Raw genomic sequence first — 18,720 nt, 5'->3', positions numbered from 1 at the left:
GTCGCTGCCCCCGATGCCTGAGGGGAGAGCAGAAACGCACTCAGGCAGCGGGATGGTTTCATCATGGCCACGCGCCGGGTGCCGGCGCGCCGATCCGCCCCGACTCGGACGGATTCAGCCGACCGGTGGTTCGAACTTCACCGTACGCTGCATCCCCGCGGCGCGGCCCTTGCCCGCGACGACCTCGGCCATCTTCCGGCTCGCCTCGTCGATCATCTCGTCGCCGAGCATCACCGCACCGGTCAGACCGCCCGCGGCCGAGGTGTGCCAGGCATAGGCCTCCAGGATCAGCTCGGCATGGTCATAGTCGGCCTGCCGGGGCGCGTAGATCTCGTTGGCCGCCTCGATCTGGCCCGGGTGCAGCACCCACTTGCCGTCGAACCCGAGCGCCGCGGACCTGCCCGCCACCGCCCGGAATCCGTCCACATCACGGATCTGCAGAAACGGCCCGTCGATCGCCTGCACCCCGCGGGCGCGCGCGGCCTCGAGAATCTTGAACAGCACGTAGTGAAATGGGTCACCCGGATAGTCCGGACTGAGTGCTCCCACCACCAGCGACGGCATGTTCACCGACGCCATGAAATCCGCCGGGCCGAAGATGATCGTCTCGATCCGCGGGCTCGCGAACGCGATCTCCTTGACGTTCGACAGCCCCAGCGCATTCTCGATCTGCGCCTCGATCCCGATCCGGCCCACCTCGAACCCCATGACCTTCTCGATCTGGGTGAGCAGCAGGTCCAGCCACGCCACCTGCTCCGCCGACTGCACCTTCGGCAGCATCACGCAGTCCAGGTTCGCCCCCGCGCCCTCCACTACCTCGATCACGTCGCGGTAGGTCCAGCGCGTGGTCAGGTCGTTGACCCGCACCACCCGGGTCTTCCCCGCCCAGGCGCCCTCGTTCAGCGCCGCGACCACGTTCGCCCGCGCCGACTCCTTCGCGCCAGGAGCGACCGAGTCCTCCAGGTCACAGAACACCTGATCGGCCGGCAACCCCTGGGCCTTGCCCAGCATCTTCGGCGACGAGCCGGGAACGGCCAGACACGACCGGCGCGAACGCAGCGACACCACTACCCCACATCTCTCACAGGCCGGATTTCGATGAACGGACGAACACCCGGCGGACAGGGACATCGACGCGGAACCGAGGCTTCGTCCTCCGTCCGCGCGACCCCCGCACCCCCATACCAAGGGTCTCCACCTGTCGCAACCGCCCGATCACAGGAATCGCCCGGTAGCCCGATATTAGCCCATCCGATAATCTTGAATTGTGCATCTAGGTTTTATCACAGTCCCCCGCACCGGGCATCCGATTCACACTCACCATACGCACCACATTCGTCACTCTATGTAGAGTACCGGTAAGGTGCCGGATCGGTCGGCGCGGTGCCTCGGGTGCCGTCCACGGGACGGATCCGCTCCGGTCGGATCAGTCGACCTGGCGCTCGTGGCCCTCCCAGTACGGGGCGCGCAGCTTGAACTTCTGCAGCTTGCCGGTGGCGGTGCGGGCAAGCTGGTCGCGGAACTCCACCGAGGTGGGCGCCTTGTAGGAGGCGAGCCGCTCCTTGCAGTGCTTGATCAGCTCCGCCTCGGTCGCCGTCCGGCCCTCGGCGAGCACGACCAGCGCTTTGATCGCCTCACCCCACTTCTCGTCGGGCACGCCGATCACCGCGACCTCGGCCACTGCCGGGTGGCCGAACAGGCAGTCCTCGACCTGGATCGACGAGACGTTCTCACCGCCGGTAATGATCACATCCTTCTTGCGGTCACTGATCGTCAGGTAGCCCTCGTCGTCGATCACGCCGCCGTCACCGGTGTGGAACCAGCCGCCCGCCAGGGCCCCGGCCGACTCCTGCGGCCGCTCCCAGTAGCCCGCCAAGATCACGTTGGAGCGAGCCAGCACCTCACCGGAGTCTGAGAGCTTGAGCGTGACACCCAGAGCGGGCGCACCCGCACGGACGAGCTTGCCCGCGCGATCCTCGGGCGGCAGGTCGTCCCACTCCACGCGGGAACGGTTGATCGTGAGCAGCGGCGAGGTCTCGGTGAGGCCGTAAATCTGGATGAACTCCCAGCCGAGCTCCTCCTCGACCCGTTGGATCGTCTTGGTGGGCGGCGGAGCACCCGCGCAGATGACCCGCACGCGGTCGCGGCCGGGGACCTCGCCGTCCCAGTCCCGGACGGCGTCGAGCACGGCGTTGACCACAGCCGGCGCGGCGCACATCACGGTGACGCCGTGCTGCTCCACGCGGCGCAGGATCTCCGGGCCGTCGATCTTGCGCAGCACCACCTGCTGGACGCCGAGACCGGTCATGCCGAACGGCATGCCCCAGCCATTGGCGTGGAACATCGGCAGCGTGTGCAGGTAGACGTCGCGATCGGTGACACCGGCGTGCAGCGCGAAGGTGACCGCGTTGACCCAGATGTTGCGGTGGGTGATCTGCACGCCCTTGGGGCGCGCGGTCGTACCGCTGGTGTAGTTGACCGTGGCGGTGGCGTTCTCATCCGGCTCCCACGGCGTGGGCTCGGCGTCGAAGCGGTAGAGCTCGGCGTCACTCTCGGCGCCCAGCACGAACTTCTGCTTCGCGGTCACGCCGGAGAGCTTCTCCTCCAGCTCGGGGTCGATGAGCAGCACCTCGGAGCCGGAGTGCTCGACGATGTAGCTGACCTCCTCCGGCGAGAGACGGAAGTTCACCGGGACGAGCACCCGGCCGTACCCGCTGACACCGAAGAACGACGCGAGCAGGCGGGCACTGTTATGCGACACGATCGCGACGCGCTCACCGTGGCCCACGCCTAAGGCGTCCAGGCCCGCCGCCTGCGCACGGGCGGTCTCACCCAGGCGGGCGTAGGTCAGGTCCGGCCACGGCTGGGCGGGCTGGTCCGGTTCGTCCACGACACCGACACGTCTGCCATACACCGTGACCGCTCGATCAAGGAAATCACGTGCGCCGAAAGGCACCAACATCGCTGGCCTCCAGGGGTCTGTGGGGGGTGCTGTCGAACCTCACCTGTCGAATCGAGTGTGATCCAAAGTGTAGGCACGGTAAACGGCGAGGGCTTGTACGCCGGTGACAGGCGCTTGCACCCGCACGCCACACGACGTCGACGCGGGCCTGGTCAGGCCGCCGCCGTTGCCGTCGAACCGCTCGCGGTGTGGCTACGCCGGGTGGTTCGTGAGAAACAGGTTCGCTGGGAACAACTGTTTGCCATGTTCGCCTAGGCAGCCTTGCGTGTTTCAGGCGGCGCAGTTGTCCGGACAAGCCGCGCGAGCATTGTGCTGGACAGGCCCGGTGCGCCCGCGCACCGGGTCGTCCGCGAGTACTACATCGACAACCTGCTACGGCCGAGAGCTGTCCCCGACCGGTAGCCAACCGCACCCGTGTGAGTGTCTCACCCGAACCTTGGCAGGCATGGCGAGCTGACCCCCCATGTACGGACCCGGAAGAAGTCCCCGAAGATCAACGGTTTCGTGAACGCTTGCGCACGTTGAGGTAGGCTCGCTTGCAAACGCTGTAGGGCCGGGCGCCTGACGGATTGGCCGCCTGGTGGATTGGCCGCCTGATGGGTTCCGGCGGGAGGTCGGGCGCTGAGGAGGAATCCGGGATGGGCGGCAGCATCGAGGAGGTGGCCGCGTTGGCGGGCGTCTCCACGGCGACGGTGTCGCGGGCGTTGCGTGGACTACCCTACGTCGCCGAAAGCACCCGACGACGGGTGCGGGAGGCTGCCGCGCAGCTGGAGTACGTGGCGTCGCCGCAGGCGTCCCGGCTGGCCAGCGGGCACACGCGCACGATCGGGGTGATCGCGGATCTGACCGGCTGGGTTTTCCTCCAGGTCCTCAGGGGGGCCGAGGCGGTGCTGCGGGAGGCCGGGCTGGATCTGTTGCTGTACAACCCCGGGGACGACTCGGGCCCCTTCGATGCGCTGCCGCTGCGTAAGCGGGTCGATGCGGTACTCGTCCCGTGTCCACCTCTCACGCTGATGGAGATGCGCTCCCTACAAGCGCTTAACATACCAGGTGTTCTGGTCGGCGCGAGCGTGCCCGGTTTCCCCAGCGTGCGGGTCGATGACGTCGGCGGTGCCCGTACGGCGGTGCAGCACCTGATCAATCTGGGTCATCGGCGGATCGGGCTGATCTCGGGTGAGGCGGCCGGGGACGGATCAGATAATCGCGAGACGGCGCTTTCCACCGCTTCCGCGGATCGGCGGCGCGGGTATCGCGAGGCTCTCGCGGCTGCCGGTATCGAATGTGACCCGGGGTTGGAGGCGGTCGGGGGTTTTACCTGGCGGGGAGGTGAGCGGGCCATGGCTGAGCTGTTCTCGGTCGAGTCGCCGCCCACGGCGGTGTTCGTCGCGGACGACGAGATGGCGATGGGTGCGCTGCGGGCGTTGCGCCGTGCCAGGCTCCGCGTGCCGGAGGACATGTCTGTTATCGGCTTCGGCGGGCACGACAAGGCAGAGGTGTTCGAGCTGACGACGGTCGTCCAGCCGCTGGCCCGTCAGGGGAAGATCGCCGCCGAGTTGCTGCTCAGTCTCCTCGACGCTGTTCCGGATGCTTCCCAGAACCTGGACGCCTCGGAAGTGGTCGTGCTGCCCGTGAGCATCGAGATCCGTGACACGACGTGCCGCCCCGCGAGCGGAACAACATAACTCCGCCGGCTTATGCCGCCCGCGGTCCCATCGTCCAACCGACGATCTCAAACACCTTCTTATGGCGCGCTCGTCGTTATGCGGTGCCGTCGCGGATGGCTCCTTGTCGATGGCTATGTAGGAGAGTGGGGCCCGTAGCAGCCCCAGCGCGGCGATCCGCAGCCCGCGCGAGACGATGGACTCGCGGAACGCCGCAAGCAGCAGTTCAAGATCTGTCAGGGCCTCCTCGCCCGCGATGCCGGTCCGTCTCGAAGTCGTAGTGCCGCATGTCCGGGGCAGGGCCCTGGAGTGTCCAGCCCCCGTCGACGTGGAGGATCTCCCCGGTGACGAACGACGAGGCGTCCGACGCCAGGAACACCAGCGGGCCGATGTAGTCCTCGGGCGTCGCCATGCGGCCCAGCGGAATGACGGCGCTCCAGCTTCGATCGAAGTCGGGGTTGTCCTGCCAGTTGCGCTCCATACGCGTGGCCGTGGGCGCGATGGCGTTGACGCGCACACGCGGCGCGAGCCTCAGGGCGAGGTGGCGTGTCATCGCCTCCAGGCTGCCCTTTGATGCGGTGTAGACGGCGTGGTATCGGAGCATCAGGGTGTCGGCACAGGTTGAGATGTTGATGATAGATCCACCCCGCTCCCCCATTGCGGCCACCGCGGTTATGGTCGTCAGGAAGGCGCCCCGAAGGTTGGTGCTGATGGCGTCGCCCCAGTCCTCGAGAGTCGTCGCTTGTGCCGGGCCAAGACGGACATGCGCGACGTTGTTGACGAGCACATCGATGCTGCCAAGCTCGCAATGGGCCGTGTCGATCAACCGCTGCGCGTCCTCGGGGACGCCTACGTCAGCGCCGACCGCCACGGCGATGCCGCCTGCCTCCTGTATACGCCGGCACGTCTGCTCGGCGCCCGCGCGGTCGTTCTTGTAGTTGACGACCACGTTTGCGCCGGCCTGACCGAGGCCGGTCGCCAACGCACGGCCAATCCCCTTGCTGGAACTGGTGACGACGGCCACCTTGCCGTCGAGCGCACCTGCGGAGGTCATGCGTCTCCTCGGGGAGCGGACCGAGGGCTTGGGGAGCGCTGGGGCGTGGCGGACAAAGAGGGACCTCCCGAGTCGAGCAGGTGTGGCGGTGGCCACCGAGGGTTCCGTAAACGCCTACCGCCAGCTTGAGTGTAAGCCCTTGCAGAAGGCGGTGGAACTTGACGTAGGCTCCGGGCACGGTGATCCCGGTCGCCAGGCGGGCTGACCGGGTGGCGGGTCCCGGCGGCGGGTCCCGGTGGCTACGCCGGGGACTGATGGCGAGTCAGGGATGGGCGGCCAGCGACCCCGCGCGATCGTGTTGTGGGTGTAGCCGGTCTGTCTGCCGCGCCCACGCGCTCGAACCGGGCCGCCTGAGGGTTGACAGAGGGTGTCTCACTCGGAGTCCTCCTCATGCCAGGTGCGGCCGTCGCGTTCGATCAGCTCGGCCGCGCCGGCCGCGGCGCGCGACAATGCGCCCACAGGCACGCCGCACTCCAGACCACGAGGACATAAGACATCTCCGTGATCTACAAGCGGCGTGCCTGCTTTCGTGTCCGCGACACGTGGTCCAGCCGTGCCCGCGGTCCCCCATACCGCTCTACCAGGACCGATCACCCGAAACCGACAGAGCTGGCTAAACCGACCGAATCGCATCCTTGCAAGAGCCCTGGGGCCGCCGGAACCCCGGCCAACCCCTCAGGCGAACTAGATCCCAGCGACCGAGCTCGCATGGCAACTCTACTGCAAGCGCTTACGGAAACCGGACGTGTGTCGCTGAACACACGCCCAATGCGGACCGCATGGCCGCCGACCAGGGCTTCCCGCCGCGGATGAAGCGGAACAGCGGATCGCGATTTCTCGTAGGCCCGTGCCAGGGCTTCCGCATCAGATTCATCCTCAGATTTGTTCACGGCACTCTCTTCCATAACGATTCCTCATATCATTCCGGCCCATTGATTCCGCGCCGTCCAAGCTAGAGTGCCAGGAACTCGGGTGGCGCTGGTTCAGCGGGTGAATACCCGGTGTCAGACCGCCGGCGGTGTTGCTCATGGACCTACCCCGGGCGCAGATGCTTCACGACCGGCCGACTTACTGGTCGTCCTCGGGAGGACGAACGGCCAGCAGGTAGCCGTAGCGGATCTCGGGTGAAGTCGTCCGGCTGGCTTTCACCGAGAATCCCGCCCGTGTCAGCAACCTTCTCCACTGCTCCCGAGTCCGCATGTACTCCCCGGAGCGCCGAAGGATCCGGTCGAGTATCTGTGCGTCCTTGAGCGCATGGCGGTAACAGTTCTGCTCCGCAGCATTGACTATCTTCCGATAGTAGACGTCGCAGACATCGTCGATGTCGTTCTGGCTCGATAGTGCCGAGGTGTCGAGAAATGTCTCGCCAAGGACCAGGCGGCCACCAGGGAAAAGCTCCCGGTAGCATTTTTCCAGGGCCCGAGAAATCTGGTCGTGGTCGACGTGATGCAACGACATGACCGCGATGATCGCATCGTACCGTGTGTCCGGTCTGTAGTCGAGGTAATCGGCGTGGACCAGTCGGGTCTCCTTCCTGCCCGGCCGGCTCAGTGGGACGCGCTCGAGCATCCGCACGCTGCTGTCGAGCAGGTCCAGACGCGCGACGAGCGGGAGCCTGGCCACGAGCGCGCCGTCGCCGCAACCGAGATCTAGGACGACGTCCGCTGGCTGAGGGTTTGCGGCCGTGATGCACGCTTCTAGCAGCTTGGAGTGTTGCCGCAACCCGGGCAGTTGGTAGCCGTCCCGCTCCCAGGCGTCGAAGAACGACTGGCCAGGGAGTTTGGCGGCCACGGCCCAGTCCAGTATGGCCCGATCAAGGCTGGGAATGTGACTTGCCACCGCGTCGAGTGTGTCGGCCAGCCGCGCGCGGTTGTACTCCCAGCTCGTCATCGGGCCCCGGGCCCGCCTTGCCACCTCCAAACCGTGCCAGGTGGAGGGCGGGACGTCGAGCCCGTCGTGCATGGCCGCCGCGTGTACGTCCTCCTCCAAGCGGCGTCGCAGTTCGGCGTCCGCACGATCGTTGGCATTGTCAGACACGTTCTCCATGGCCCTTCCTTCGATCGTCAACACACACTGTCGTCATGGGGTTGACCAGCCTGAGTGCCCGCACTCGGGCGGCGCTGGTTACGGCGAGTAAAACCGCCTGTCAGGCCACCGGCGGCATTGCTCATGGACCTACCCTGCGCGCCGGCGCTTCACCTCCTCGGCGAAGGCGATGTCAGCGGCGGTCACTTTGCCGTTTCCAATCATCTCGAGCACCTGGGCGACTGAGGCGAGCCGCGACTCGATGGCGGCGGAACCGGACTCGAGAATGCTGGGGAGAGCGGCATCCACCGCCGCGAAAACGACGCGCAAGATTCAGCACCGGACCACCGGTACAGAGTGGCCCGCCAGATCGCGTCCTCCTCGCCGGTTCCCGCGATCGGGGAGTCCACCCGGGCGATCAACATGAAGCCCTTGCCCTGGAGAACATCCTTCACCATCATAATTTTAGTGACGAACTCGTTTGCGTCGGCGAGCTCCTGACCGGGCGGGAAACTGTTCCTCTTAGGGAATGCCTTGTCCTCAATTCACACAGCGTAAACACCTGCGTGCTCGTACTCGCGGACGAGGTGGATCAGATTGTTGATATCACCGAACCCGATGTCACAGCCCGCGATGAGAGGTCGAGCCGGTGCGCTCCCACGCTGCTGATCGCGTTGACGACAGTGGTCTCACCGTCGTCGACGGCCACCCGGCACAGCTCGCGCAGTGGTGCCAGCAACCTGGTGGTCGTCTCGTGATGAACAAGGACCTGCAACCGGATCGCCGGATCCCTTCGCAACGCCGCGACCACAACCTTAGGGTTGACGTCAGTCGACGTCCGCTCCCCGCCGGGCTGGTGCTGGCCGTCTGCCACCGCTGCCTCCTGCCTCCTGCGCGGATGCCGCCATCGGTATGCAAGCGCATACCGATCTTAATCGGCCTTAAGTCTACTTCGCCGTCCGCATCCCTGGAGGTAATGGTCGCCACACACGCGAGGCTTCCCTGAATCTGCAGGCTACAGGCACATGGCCGCGACTCCGCCTCACCCGATCGTGCGCATCGGATCACGCTTCCCCATGATCCAAAGTGGGTGCGACCTAGAAAACGCTTGCAGTAATCAAAATTCGATCAAGTTTACGATCATCGATCTGGGCCGCTTGACGGGTTCCGGCGGGTGCGCTGGGAACGAGAGGAACTTGGTCAACAGGTCCTATGAGAGCAACGTGTTGATCGGCGACCAGGAGATCAACGAAGACCATTGCGGCACGGACCTGTTGAACCGGCAGGCTGCGAGGATGGTGACGGCGTTGGGAGCGACCATGACCGGATCGACGGGGCCGAGCCGGTGGCCGCGCTGTCCCGTTCCAGGCCATCTGGTCCGGGTGATGACCGGCGACAGCGGCTTCTGCCCCCGCGGCGTACATGGCCGCGATCGGCTCGATCCGGTCGACGGCGTGGAGAAGACCCTGCCGGCGATCTCCCGGCGGCTGGTGGTCCAGAAACGGGTGTGGACGCTGGCCGCCGGGGATACGGGTCATCATCCGCAAGGAGCGGCCGCACCCCCGGCGGCGAGCTGGTCGCCGACGACGACGAGGAGCGTCGCAGTGGACGGAGGACCGTCTGCCGATCGGGCCGGTCAAGGAGTTTCTTGAGCATCACCGGCTGATCGGCTCGTCGCCGAACACGGTCCGGTCGTATGCGCATGCGCCGGCGGGCTGTTGTCGTGCGTCACCTGCTGTCCGGCTCACCATCATGCCGGCGCAGGCAACCAGCGGCGGCGACGCGCCGTTCCCCGGGAAAAGGCCGGGTAACGCGAACGGATCAGTAGGAAGAGCCGCTGATCTCGTCCGCGAGCTGGTGCGCCAGCTCCGGGGTCGCCGCGATCACGCCGGACCATCGGCGGCTGAGGTCGGGGACGATCTCGACCGGGCGGCCGAAGGCGTCGATCACCGCGCCGCCCGCCGCCGGGACCAGCACGGACGCGGCGGCGATGTCCATGATGCGGTGCGTGTCCGAGCCGGCGTCCGCGAAGGCGTCCGTGGAGCCCTGCGCCACGAGGGCGGCCTCCAGGCAGCTACTGGACAGGATGCGCACCCGCGCGGCCCGGCGGCTTACCCGCAGCCACGCCGCCTCGTTCTTGGCCTGCGGCCGCAGGAGGCTGACCGCGGCGCCGTCGAGTGCGCGCCGGCCTGTTGTCCAGTAGGGCGACGGGAGGCCGACTTTCGCATGCCAGCCGCGGCCGGTGTCCAACCATACGTACGGTGAGGGCCTCGGTCGCCCTGCCGTCGACGGCGACCACGCCGGAGAAGGCCGACAACGGCACCTCCGCGACCGCGTTGGCGGTGCCGTCGACCGGATCGACCACGAGCGTGACCGCCGAACCGTTGTCGATGACACCGATCTCCTCGCTGATCAGGTTGACCCGCTGGGCGTTCACCACCTCCGCCACGGCGGTGTCGACCAGCAGGTCCAGACGCGTGGTGAGGGTGCCGTCGGCGCCCATGCCGACCTTCTCGGCGAGCTCCGCGCGCGTATACCGCTCGCGCGCATCGCGAAAGGCGCCCACCGCCGCGCGGGCGGCTGCGGCCAGCGCGGGATCCGTCCCGGCCGGAATCTCCGGCTCGGGAACCGGCCACCGGGTCACCGCCGCACCCCCGATTGTCACCAGACACCCCAGGATGACAACACGGACCGCACCACCGGCCACGGGCGGCGCGGCTCGACCAGCACAAAGTCAGCGCGCAGCCCCGGCTCGAGCCGACCGCGGTCGGGAAGTCCGGCGACCTCGGCCGGCCCGGCGGTCACCAGGCCGATGGCGGCCGGCAGGGTGGCGAGCCCCTGCTCGGCGAGCAGCATGGCGGCCGCGAGCAGACCGGAGGGCAGGTAGTCCGACACCAGCGCGGTCACCAGGCCGCGGCCGACCAGGTCACGGCCGGAGGCGTTGCCGTTGTGGGAACGTCCCCGCAGGATGTTCGGGGCGCCTATGACGACGGGAAGTCCGTGGGCGCGGGCGGCTTCCGCCGCTTCGATCGTGGTGGGGAACTCGGCGACCGCGCAGCCGCGGTCCCGCAGCTCGGCGATCTCGGCGGCCGAGCTGGGATCGTGCCCGAGCAGCCGGATTCGCGCCGAGCGCGCGGCGAGCCAGACCAGGGCCTCCTCGCGGATGTCGAGCCTGCCGTCCCGGTCGGCGATGAGCTGGTCGACATGCTCGCGAGCCTCCGCGTCGGACATGCCGCGGCTGCCCATCAAATAGCGCTCGTAGTGCTCGCGGACGGCGTACTGGCCCTGGCCCGGGGTGTGGTCCTCGTGGGAGACCAGGGCGCCGTCGGGAACCTGGTCCAACCGCCGCGCCAGCGCGGACAGCGCTTCCGGGCTGCGCACGTCGAGCCGGTACAGGATCCGGTGGTCGACGAGCCCGCCGGTATAAGCATCGATCGCCTCGCACGTCTTCTCCGCCTGGCCCACGCTGCGCGGGATGTCGTGGTGGGTGTCCTCGAAGGAGATGCCGTGGAACACGGTCGTCACGCCCGCGGCCCGCAGCTTGCCCTCGAAGGACAGCAGCGCGAACTCGATCGGCAGCTCGGCGCCCGGTCGGGGCAGCTGCTCGTTCTCGATCCCGTGGCGCGCAGCGCGTCCTCGACACCCGGGTCGACCTCTTCCACGGAGTCCGCGACGAGCTTGCCGAGCAGCCCGACAGCACCGACGCCCAGCGCGAGCACCCCGGCGACCGCACCGAGCCCGGTGATCACCACGAACACGATCGCCAGCACCAGATCGGGGATGCCCCGCACACACACGATCAGCAGCCGGTCGCGATGGCGCGGCCGAGCCCGTCGATACCCACGAAGCCGAGGACGACCGAGACCCGCAGGTTGATGTCCAGCCGGTGCAGCGCGGTCGCCACGAACGCGGGCAGCACCTGCGGCAGCACGCCGGCCACCAGCTCCCACGGCCCGCGCCGCCCGCGCGCATGGCCTCACGCGGGCCCTCGTCGATCTGCTCGACCGCGTCGGCGTAGAGCTTGCCGACCATGCCGACCGAATGCAGTCCCATCGCGAGAACCCCGGCCAGCGCGCCGAACCCGAACAGCCGAAAGAACACGGTCGCCAGCACCACGTCCGGCACCGCGCGGGCCGCGACGATCACTGTCCGCGCGCCGAACCGTGCACCGCGGTGCGGCGCCGTGTTCCCGGCAGCCAAGACCGCAAGCCCCGTGCTGAGCACCACCGACAGCAGCGTGGCGCAGATGACGATCGACATGGTCTGGCCGGTCAGGCGCAGCAGCTCCCCCGCGGTGGGGAAGTCCAGGGGGAGCATCCGGGCGGCGAAGTCGGCCGCGTTCCGCCCGCTGTCGATCAGCGTCGCGACGTTGATCGACAGCGCGGCGAAGGCCCACCCGGCCAGGCCGAGCAGCCCCAGCAGCGCGGCCATGCCCAGGACCGAATCGGTCCTGGGCCGGGCGAGGGTTCGCCCCGTCACGCGATGGCCCGCAGCGGGCCGGCTCGGTAGATCATGGCAACGGCCTGCTGGTGGTCAAGGTCGCCCGCAGCCTTGTCCAGCACGACCTGGCCCGAGCGCAACCCGACGATCCGGTCGGCCCACGACAGCGCCAGCTCGACCTGGTGCAGGCTGCACAGCACGGTCAGGTTCCGTTCGCTCGCGATTTCGCGGATCAGGCCCATCACCTGCGCCGAGGACTCCGGGTCCAGGGAGGCAACCGGCTCGTCCGCGAGCAGGATCTCCGGGCGTTGCATGAGTGCCCGCGCGACCGCGACCCGCTGCTGCTGCCCGCCCGACAGCGTGTCCGCGCGCTGGAACGCCTGTGACGCGAGCCCGACCCGTTCCAAGTGCTCCAGCGCCTCGAGTCGCACCGCCCGCGGATAGGTGACCAGACCCAGCCGCAGGCCACGCAGCCTGCCGAGCGCGCCGGTGCACACGTTCTCCAGCACCGAGAGGCTGTCGACCAGGTGAAACTGCTGGAACACGAAGCTGATCCGGCGACGCAGCTCCCGCAACCGCGCGCCCCGCGCCTGGCCGACGTCCGTGCCGAGCGCGATGACCCGGCCCGCGCTTGCCCCATGCAGGCCGTCGACGTGCCGCAGGAGCGTCGACTTGCCCGAACCGGACAGCCCCAGCAGGACGACCACCTCGCCGGGCTCGACGGTGAACGACACCTCGTCGAGGGCGAGCGTCTGGCCGAACCGCTTGGTCACCCCCTCGAAGCGGACGGCGCTCACTCCGCCGCCGTGCAGCTCTTGGCCTTCGTGACCTCGCAGACGTGCCGCACCGGGTCGAAGAAGGTGTCGGCGACCTTGACGAAACCCCAGTCGCCGGACTCGTCGACCATGCACTTACCGGGTGTGCAGAACCCATGGGACTCGAGGTAGTCGATGTTCATGTGCTCCTGGATCACTTTGGCGATCTTGTCCTTGAGCGCGGGATCGAGGTCGTCACTGATCGCGATCGGTGATCCGGGGATGAGGTCGGACTTCCACACCGTGGTCAGCTCGCCGGCCTTGAGCTGACCCTTCTCGATCAGCTTCTTGTCGACCATCGCGTCGTAGGCGAACCCGGCGTCGCACTGCCCCTTGGCCACGCCGAGCGCCGACGCATCGTGCGTGCCGGCCAGCACCGCGGTGATCTCGCTGTCGGGGTTCACCCCGGCGTCGATCAGCCCAGCCCGCGGATAGAGGTAGCCCGAGGTCGAGTTCGGGTCGACGAGGCAGACCTTCTTACCCTTGAAACCCGCGAGGTCGTGAATCGGCGAACCGGTCTTCACCACGCCGTAGGAGCGATAGCCCGGCGAACCACCTTTCTCCGCGAGCGCCGCGGCGACCGCCGTCGCCCGCACTCCGGAGGTGCGGGCGACCAGATAGGACAGTGCCCCGTACAGCGCGATATCGACCTTGCCGCTGCGCTGCCCCTCGATGACGGCGGCGTAGTCGGTTGCCCGCTGGAACCGGATCGTCTTCCCGGTTTCCTTCCGCAGCAAATCGATCGAGGACTGGTAGTCCTCCTGAAGTTTGGCGGACCTGCCCCCGACCACCGGCCCGCTGATCATGTCAGTCAGCCGGCGTCTCCTCGGCTGGGCGCTCTACCCGACCTCGCCCAGCGGGGCGATCCACCGTTCCCAAGACCTCCCCGGGGAGGTGGTCGCTGGTGGATGGCGGCGTGAGGGCGGCGATCGCGGGTATCACGCAACGGTCATGACCTCTCACGAAGAGCGAATCTTTCGATCGTGTTCGGGCGCTAGGAGAGCCATGAACCCAGAGGGTCGCGGACCGGCCAAGCCGGTGCGGGTGGGTGCGGGCAGCGGGACACCGGCCTGGCCCGCCGGCGACGGTGCGCACGCGTCGCGACTTGAGACCGTCGCATCCTGGGCCGCCGTGTTCACGATCGTGATGGCCGCGGTCACGCTACTCGGTTGGACCCTGGACAACCACGTGCTCACGAGCATCAAACCCGTCTGGCCGTCGACGAAACCAAACGGAGCCGTCTGCGGTCTGCTGCTCGGGTTCTCGCTGTGGAGCCGACTCGGCCGGCGGCGAACCGCCGTCCGGGCGGCGGGACAGGGGGCCGCCGCCCTTGCACTGGCGATCTCCGGACTCTCTCTCGTCGAGTCGGCCGTGGATCGGAATTTCGGCATAGACGAACTTCTCTTCATCGACCAGGCCACAGCCTCGCAGTCTCATCCGGGGCGGATCGTGCCTTTCGGCGCGGCCATTCTGGCGCTGTTGTCGCTCGCCCTGCTACTGTTCGATACCCGCCGGTGGCGAGGAAGGTACGTGGCCCAGGCCCTGGTCTGCGTCGCGGGGTTCATCTCCTTTACGGTGCTGCTGAGCTATCTGTACGGGGTCGATTTCACTTCCGGTTACACGAGGGTCGCCGTCCCGGCGGCGGTCGCCACGCTGGTGCTGTCGGTCGGAGCGACGCTGGCGCGGTTGGGTTATACCCCGCTGGCGATCCTGGCGAGTTCCGGGGCCGGCGGGGGCGTCGCCCGCCAGTTGCTGCCGGCCACGGTCATCGTCCCGGTCCTTGTCGGGACGACCGCGGTGGCGCTGTGGCGGCTCGGGTTCTACGGCGTCGCGTTCCGGGGTGCCCTGGTGGTCTCCTATACCGTGGTCATGCTGCTGGCGGTCACCGTCGGGATCTGCCGGCGGCTGGATCATGCCGATGCCGAAAGACTGCGCGTCTCCGCCGATCTGGCCGCGGCCAACGAGCGGTTGGCGGGGACGAACGCCCGGTTGGCGGAGGCGAACACGCGCCTCGTCGAGGCCAACAAGCGGATGCACGAGGCCATCGACGAGCTCGGCAGTTTCACCTACAGCGTCTCCCACGACCTGCGGGCGCCACTGCGGTCGATGAGCGGTTTCTCCCGAATCCTGATGGACGAGTACGCCGAGGACATGCCCGAGCAGGCCCGCGGCTATCTCGACCGGGTGCAACGCAGCTCCGACCGGATGGGCGCGTTGATCGACGACCTGCTCGCCTTCTCCCGCCTGGGCAGGCAGCCCATGAGTAAGCGGGAGGTGGACCCGGCGGCGATCGTGTCCGCGGTGCTGGCGGAGCAAGAGGGCGACCGCGCCGGCCGCCCGGTGCGGATCACCGTCGGGGATCTTCCCCGTGGGGTGGCCGACCCGGTGCTGCTCAAGGTGGTCTACACCAACCTGCTGTCGAACGCGGTCAAGTTCACCCGGGGCCGTGACCCCGCCCGCATCGAGATCGGCAGCCGCCGCGAGAACGGGCGGGTGGTCTTCTACGTCGCCGACAACGGGGCCGGTTTCGATCCGCGGTATGCGGACAAGCTGTTCGGGGTGTTCCAGCGGCTGCACCGCTCGGAACAGTTCGAGGGAACGGGTGTCGGTCTCGCGCTGTGCCAGCGCGTCATCGCCCGCCATGGCGGGCGGATCTGGGCGGAGGCGGCGCAGGGGAAAGGCGCGACCTTCTTCTTCACTCTGAGCGAGGAGGTATCGGCGTGAACATCGAAAGACCGAACATTCTGCTGGTGGAGGATGATCCCGACGATATCGAACTTACCCTGCACGCGCTGCATACAAAGAACATCATGGCTTCGATCGAGGTTCTCCGGGACGGAGCCGAGGCGCTCGCCTTCCTCTTCCGTACCGGCCCCTACGCCGACCGGTCGCCGGACAGGGATCCGAAGGTCGTTCTACTCGATCTCAAGCTGCCGAAGGTCGACGGCCTGGAGGTCCTGCAACGACTGAAAGGCGACCCGGCCCTTCGGACCGTGCCGGTGGTGATGCTGACTTCCTCCCACGAGGAACGGGACATCGTGGCCAGCTACGATCTCGGCGTCAACAGCTACATCGTCAAACCGGTCGACTTCGGCCAGTTCACCGAGGCGGTGCGGACGGCGGGAATGTACTGGCTGCTGCTCAACCGGCAGTCCACCCAGAACACCCAGAGCGATGCCGATTCCGGTGCCAATGCCGATGCCTCACCCGCCGCGGAAGGGTGAAGCGGCAGCTGGCTGAGCGGCGGCCGGAGATGTAGGTGGTGGCGGGCTGGGTGACGGCCGGCTAGATGACGGCGAGACAGGTGCGCATGATGCCACGCATTCACGTCCTCATGATCGAGGACAGCGACGACGATGCCGTGCTCGTCATCGAACGACTGCGACGCGGCGGTTTCGAGGTGACCTCCGATCGGGTGGAGGACTCCGAGGCGGCCGCGTCGGTTCTCCGTACCCGGCCTCCGGACCTGGTGATCTGCGATTACCACATGCCGGCGTTCGGCGCCGAGGCGGCCCTGATGCAGCTGCGCGCCAGCGGCCTCGATATCCCGTTCATCGTCGTCTCCGGCCAGGTCGGCGAGGAGACGGCGGCGGCACTCATGCGGGCCGGCGCGCACGACTTCCTGCTCAAGGATCGCATGAGCCGACTCGTCCCCGCGGTGCAGCGCGAACTGCGGGAGGCCGACGACCGGCAGAGACGACGGCAGGCCGAGGCCGCCCTACGACGCAGCGAGGAGCGGTTCCGGCTGCTCGCCGAGCAGGCGACGGACGTCCTCTTCCGCTGCCGGCTGTGCCCGCGGGCCGAGGTCGAGTACGTCAGCCCGGCGATCAGGATGATCACCGGCTACCCGCCCGAGGACCTGTGCGGCCGCCCCGACACCCTGTTCTCGCTGGTCGACGAGGAGGACCGGCCCACCCTCAAGGGCTCGTGGCGCACGGCGAACCCCGAACCGCTGCGGGTCCGTTGGCACCCGCGAGAGGGCGTCGAGGTCTGGACGGAGCAACGCGTGGTCGGCGTCCACGACGACCAGGGCCACCTCGTCGCGGTGCAGGGCATCCTGCGTGACGTGACCGAGCAGGTCCATGCCGACGAGGAACGGGAGCGGCTGCGACGCCAGCTGGATCAGACCGAGCGGCTGGAGTCCCTCGGCCGGCTCGCGGGCGGCGTGGCGCACGACTTCAACAACCTGCTCGGCGTGATCACCGGCTATGCGGAGATCGTCCTCGACACCCTTCCCGACGACGACCCGTGCCGGGCCGACATGGACGAGATCAGCCGTGCCGCCGACCAGGCCGCCGGACTGACCCGTCAACTGCTCACCTTCAGCCGGCAGGAGTCGTCGAAGCCGGAGACCCTCGACCTCAACGCGGTGGTCGAGGGGACGCGGAACCTGCTGCGACGCACCATCGGCGAGGACATCGAGATCGTCACCCTCCTCGATCCCGATCTCCACCCCGTCACGATCGACCCGAGCAAGATCCAACAGGTGGTGATGAACCTGGTCGTCAACTCCCGTGCGGCCATGCCCGACGGCGGCCGCCTCACCCTCAGCACGGCGAACCTGGACCGGGACCGGGGCCCGTCTCCCGCGGACCGCCCGGCCGCGCACGGGCGGCCGTCGCCGGAAGAACGCCCGAAGCGCGGCTGGGCCTGCCTGGCGGTCGCCGACACCGGGTGCGGCATGAGCCCGGAGGTGATCCGTCGCGCCGTCGAACCCTTCTTCACCACCAAGGGACCCGGTGAGGGGACGGGACTCGGCCTCGCCACCGTCTACGGGGTGGTCAAGGCGGCCGGCGGCGAGGTCGACATCGAGTCCGAGGTCGGGAAGGGGACGACCATCCGGATCCTGCTGCCCGCCACGGCGAGGAGCGGGCCCGCTCCCGTCGACACCACCCGGGACGACACCACCCGGGACGACGCCACCCGCGGGCAGGGGAAGACGATCCTCGTCGTCGAGGACGACGCGGCCGTGCGCGCCGTCACCACGCGCATCCTCGTACGGTCCGGCTACCTCGTCCACGAGGCGGGTTCCCCGGCCGAGGCCCTCGACCGGTTCGGTCCCGGGACGACGCGGATCGACGCCCTGCTCACCGACGCGATCATGCCCGGCATGACGGGCTACCAGCTCATCGAACAGTTCCGTCGGACCCGCCCCGAGCTGCCGGTCATGCTGATGTCGGGCTACGCCGCCGGCGCCGAGAAGTCCGTGGCCGGCTTCCCGCCCGGCGTCGCCCACCTCCAGAAGCCGTTCACCGCCCGCGCCCTTCTCGACAGCCTGGAACGAACCCTGCACCCACGCTGACCGGCGGTGCAGATGGTGCGGCCGTGCCGGCGCACCACGGGCAGCACGAGATCAACTTTTCCGGGTGGCCGAGGACCGTGGCGTGGACGGTGACCCGGACCCCGTGCCCGTCGCAGCCCTTGCAGATCTGAGCCCGCGCTGTCACCGGTCGAGGCCGTGACCGCACGGGACCGAATCGCGGCGAGGATCTGATCCCAGATCGTGGCGGGCAGGCGGATCTCCCGAAGCCCCAGATAGTGGGCGTCGCCGTTAGTTCGTCGGTTATCGGCGGTGGCGGGTAGGTAGAGGCCGGCGGCAAGGTCGAGGGCGGCTTCGGCGGTGCCGGTCGGGGATCCGTCGGCCAGTATGGAGTCGGCGTAGTCGTTGTGGCTGGCTCGCCAGATGGCGAAGCCCCAGTTGTTGGCGTAGCCGACGTAGCGCAGCCGGCACAGTGGCTGGGCGTCGCCGTCGGGATCGGTCGC

The 18,720-nt window shown here is 68.2% G+C and carries 15 protein-coding genes and 3 pseudogenes; 5 read left to right on the top strand and 13 right to left on the bottom strand.

The features are described 5' to 3' along the window. Nucleotides 1-114 precede the first annotated feature (114 nt). Nucleotides 115-1,065 carry an HpcH/HpaI aldolase/citrate lyase family protein gene (locus tag FRANCCI3_RS10880; RefSeq protein WP_035912474.1) on the bottom strand — a complete coding sequence of 317 codons (951 nt, stop codon included), beginning with the start codon at nt 1,063-1,065 and terminating at the stop codon, nt 115-117. A 361-nt stretch (nt 1,066-1,426) separates the two neighbouring features. After that, on the bottom strand, nt 1,427-2,962 hold the full coding sequence (locus FRANCCI3_RS10875; protein WP_011436582.1) for an AMP-binding protein: 1,536 nt from the start codon (nt 2,960-2,962) through the stop codon (nt 1,427-1,429). A gap of 638 nt (nt 2,963-3,600) precedes the next feature. On the opposite strand from FRANCCI3_RS10875, the gene FRANCCI3_RS10870 reads away from it, so the two are divergent. After that, the gene (locus FRANCCI3_RS10870; protein WP_011436581.1) at nt 3,601-4,644 is read left to right on the top strand and encodes a LacI family DNA-binding transcriptional regulator; all 1,044 of its coding nucleotides are present in this window, start codon (nt 3,601-3,603) and stop codon (nt 4,642-4,644) included. Nucleotides 4,645-4,849: 205 nt separating this feature from the next. Here FRANCCI3_RS10870 and FRANCCI3_RS10865 read toward each other — a convergent pair whose 3' ends face one another. The 5 genes and pseudogenes from FRANCCI3_RS10865 to FRANCCI3_RS28725 form a co-directional block, all read right to left on the bottom strand. Next, the gene (locus FRANCCI3_RS10865; RefSeq protein ID WP_011436580.1) at nt 4,850-5,677 is read right to left on the bottom strand and encodes an SDR family NAD(P)-dependent oxidoreductase; all 828 of its coding nucleotides are present in this window, start codon (nt 5,675-5,677) and stop codon (nt 4,850-4,852) included. A gap of 1,068 nt (nt 5,678-6,745) precedes the next feature. Beyond that, nucleotides 6,746-7,723: a class I SAM-dependent methyltransferase gene (locus FRANCCI3_RS10860; RefSeq protein WP_011436579.1), complete on the bottom strand. Its 978-nt coding sequence runs from the start codon at nt 7,721-7,723 to the stop codon at nt 6,746-6,748. A gap of 129 nt (nt 7,724-7,852) precedes the next feature. Next, nucleotides 7,853-8,032, bottom strand: coding sequence for a hypothetical protein (locus FRANCCI3_RS28020; protein WP_035913105.1), 180 nt, complete (start codon nt 8,030-8,032; stop codon nt 7,853-7,855). A 56-nt stretch (nt 8,033-8,088) separates the two neighbouring features. Beyond that, nucleotides 8,089-8,247, bottom strand: a pseudogene (locus tag FRANCCI3_RS29045) (phosphoenolpyruvate phosphomutase); the annotation flags it as partial. 47 nt (nt 8,248-8,294) lie between these two features. Then, a complete protein-coding gene (locus tag FRANCCI3_RS28725) occupies nt 8,295-8,576 on the bottom strand; it encodes a hypothetical protein (protein WP_011436578.1) in 282 nt (93 codons plus the stop codon). A 322-nt stretch (nt 8,577-8,898) separates the two neighbouring features. Between FRANCCI3_RS28725 and FRANCCI3_RS10850 the strand changes: the two genes are divergently transcribed. Then, entirely contained in the window at nt 8,899-9,354 is a 456-nt protein-coding gene (locus FRANCCI3_RS10850; protein ID WP_041257892.1) for a hypothetical protein, read from the top strand. Nucleotides 9,355-9,523: 169 nt separating this feature from the next. On the opposite strand, the gene FRANCCI3_RS27455 is transcribed toward FRANCCI3_RS10850, so the two are convergent. The 6 genes and pseudogenes from FRANCCI3_RS27455 to FRANCCI3_RS10830 all read right to left on the bottom strand — a co-directional run bounded on the left by FRANCCI3_RS27455 (nt 9,524) and on the right by FRANCCI3_RS10830 (nt 13,763). Continuing rightward, entirely contained in the window at nt 9,524-9,796 is a 273-nt protein-coding gene (locus FRANCCI3_RS27455; RefSeq protein ID WP_198031058.1) for an inositol monophosphatase family protein, read from the bottom strand. Beyond that, nucleotides 9,777-10,367, bottom strand: a complete 591-nt coding sequence (locus FRANCCI3_RS10845) for an inositol monophosphatase family protein (RefSeq protein ID WP_200875440.1) — start codon at nt 10,365-10,367, stop codon at nt 9,777-9,779. Before FRANCCI3_RS10845 ends, FRANCCI3_RS27455 begins: the two co-directional genes overlap by 20 nt. Beyond that, a pseudogene (locus FRANCCI3_RS29040) lies at nt 10,364-11,257 on the bottom strand (alpha-D-ribose 1-methylphosphonate 5-triphosphate diphosphatase); the annotation flags it as partial. The pseudogene FRANCCI3_RS29040 and the gene FRANCCI3_RS10845, both read right to left, overlap by 4 nt. Before the next feature lie 56 nt (nt 11,258-11,313). Beyond that, nucleotides 11,314-12,133 (bottom strand): annotated as a pseudogene (locus FRANCCI3_RS29035) (PhnE/PtxC family ABC transporter permease); the annotation flags it as partial. Between the two features lie 44 nt (nt 12,134-12,177). Further along, complete coding sequence (phnC, locus tag FRANCCI3_RS10835) at nt 12,178-12,939, bottom strand: phosphonate ABC transporter ATP-binding protein (RefSeq protein WP_011436575.1); 762 nt, start codon at nt 12,937-12,939, stop codon at nt 12,178-12,180. Further along, entirely contained in the window at nt 12,936-13,763 is an 828-nt protein-coding gene (locus FRANCCI3_RS10830) for a phosphate/phosphite/phosphonate ABC transporter substrate-binding protein (protein WP_011436574.1), read from the bottom strand. Before FRANCCI3_RS10830 ends, phnC begins: the two co-directional genes overlap by 4 nt. Nucleotides 13,764-13,962: 199 nt before the next feature. On the opposite strand from FRANCCI3_RS10830, the gene FRANCCI3_RS23410 reads away from it, so the two are divergent. The 3 genes from FRANCCI3_RS23410 (at nt 13,963) to FRANCCI3_RS10815 (ending at nt 18,259) form a co-directional block, all read left to right on the top strand. Then, complete coding sequence (locus FRANCCI3_RS23410; protein WP_011436573.1) at nt 13,963-15,681, top strand: sensor histidine kinase; 1,719 nt, start codon at nt 13,963-13,965, stop codon at nt 15,679-15,681. Then, nucleotides 15,678-16,181 carry a response regulator gene (locus FRANCCI3_RS10820; RefSeq protein WP_011436572.1) on the top strand — a complete coding sequence of 168 codons (504 nt, stop codon included), beginning with the start codon at nt 15,678-15,680 and terminating at the stop codon, nt 16,179-16,181. The genes FRANCCI3_RS23410 and FRANCCI3_RS10820 overlap by 4 nt, the downstream gene beginning before the upstream one ends. Before the next feature lie 65 nt (nt 16,182-16,246). After that, nucleotides 16,247-18,259 carry a hybrid sensor histidine kinase/response regulator gene (locus FRANCCI3_RS10815; RefSeq protein ID WP_011436571.1) on the top strand — a complete coding sequence of 671 codons (2,013 nt, stop codon included), beginning with the start codon at nt 16,247-16,249 and terminating at the stop codon, nt 18,257-18,259. Nucleotides 18,260-18,720 lie beyond the last annotated feature (461 nt).

It is taken from the genome of Frankia casuarinae (genome assembly GCF_000013345.1).
GTDB lineage: Bacteria > Actinomycetota > Actinomycetes > Frankiales > Frankiaceae > Frankia > Frankia casuarinae.
This window is presented reverse-complemented; position numbering and strand designations above follow the sequence as displayed.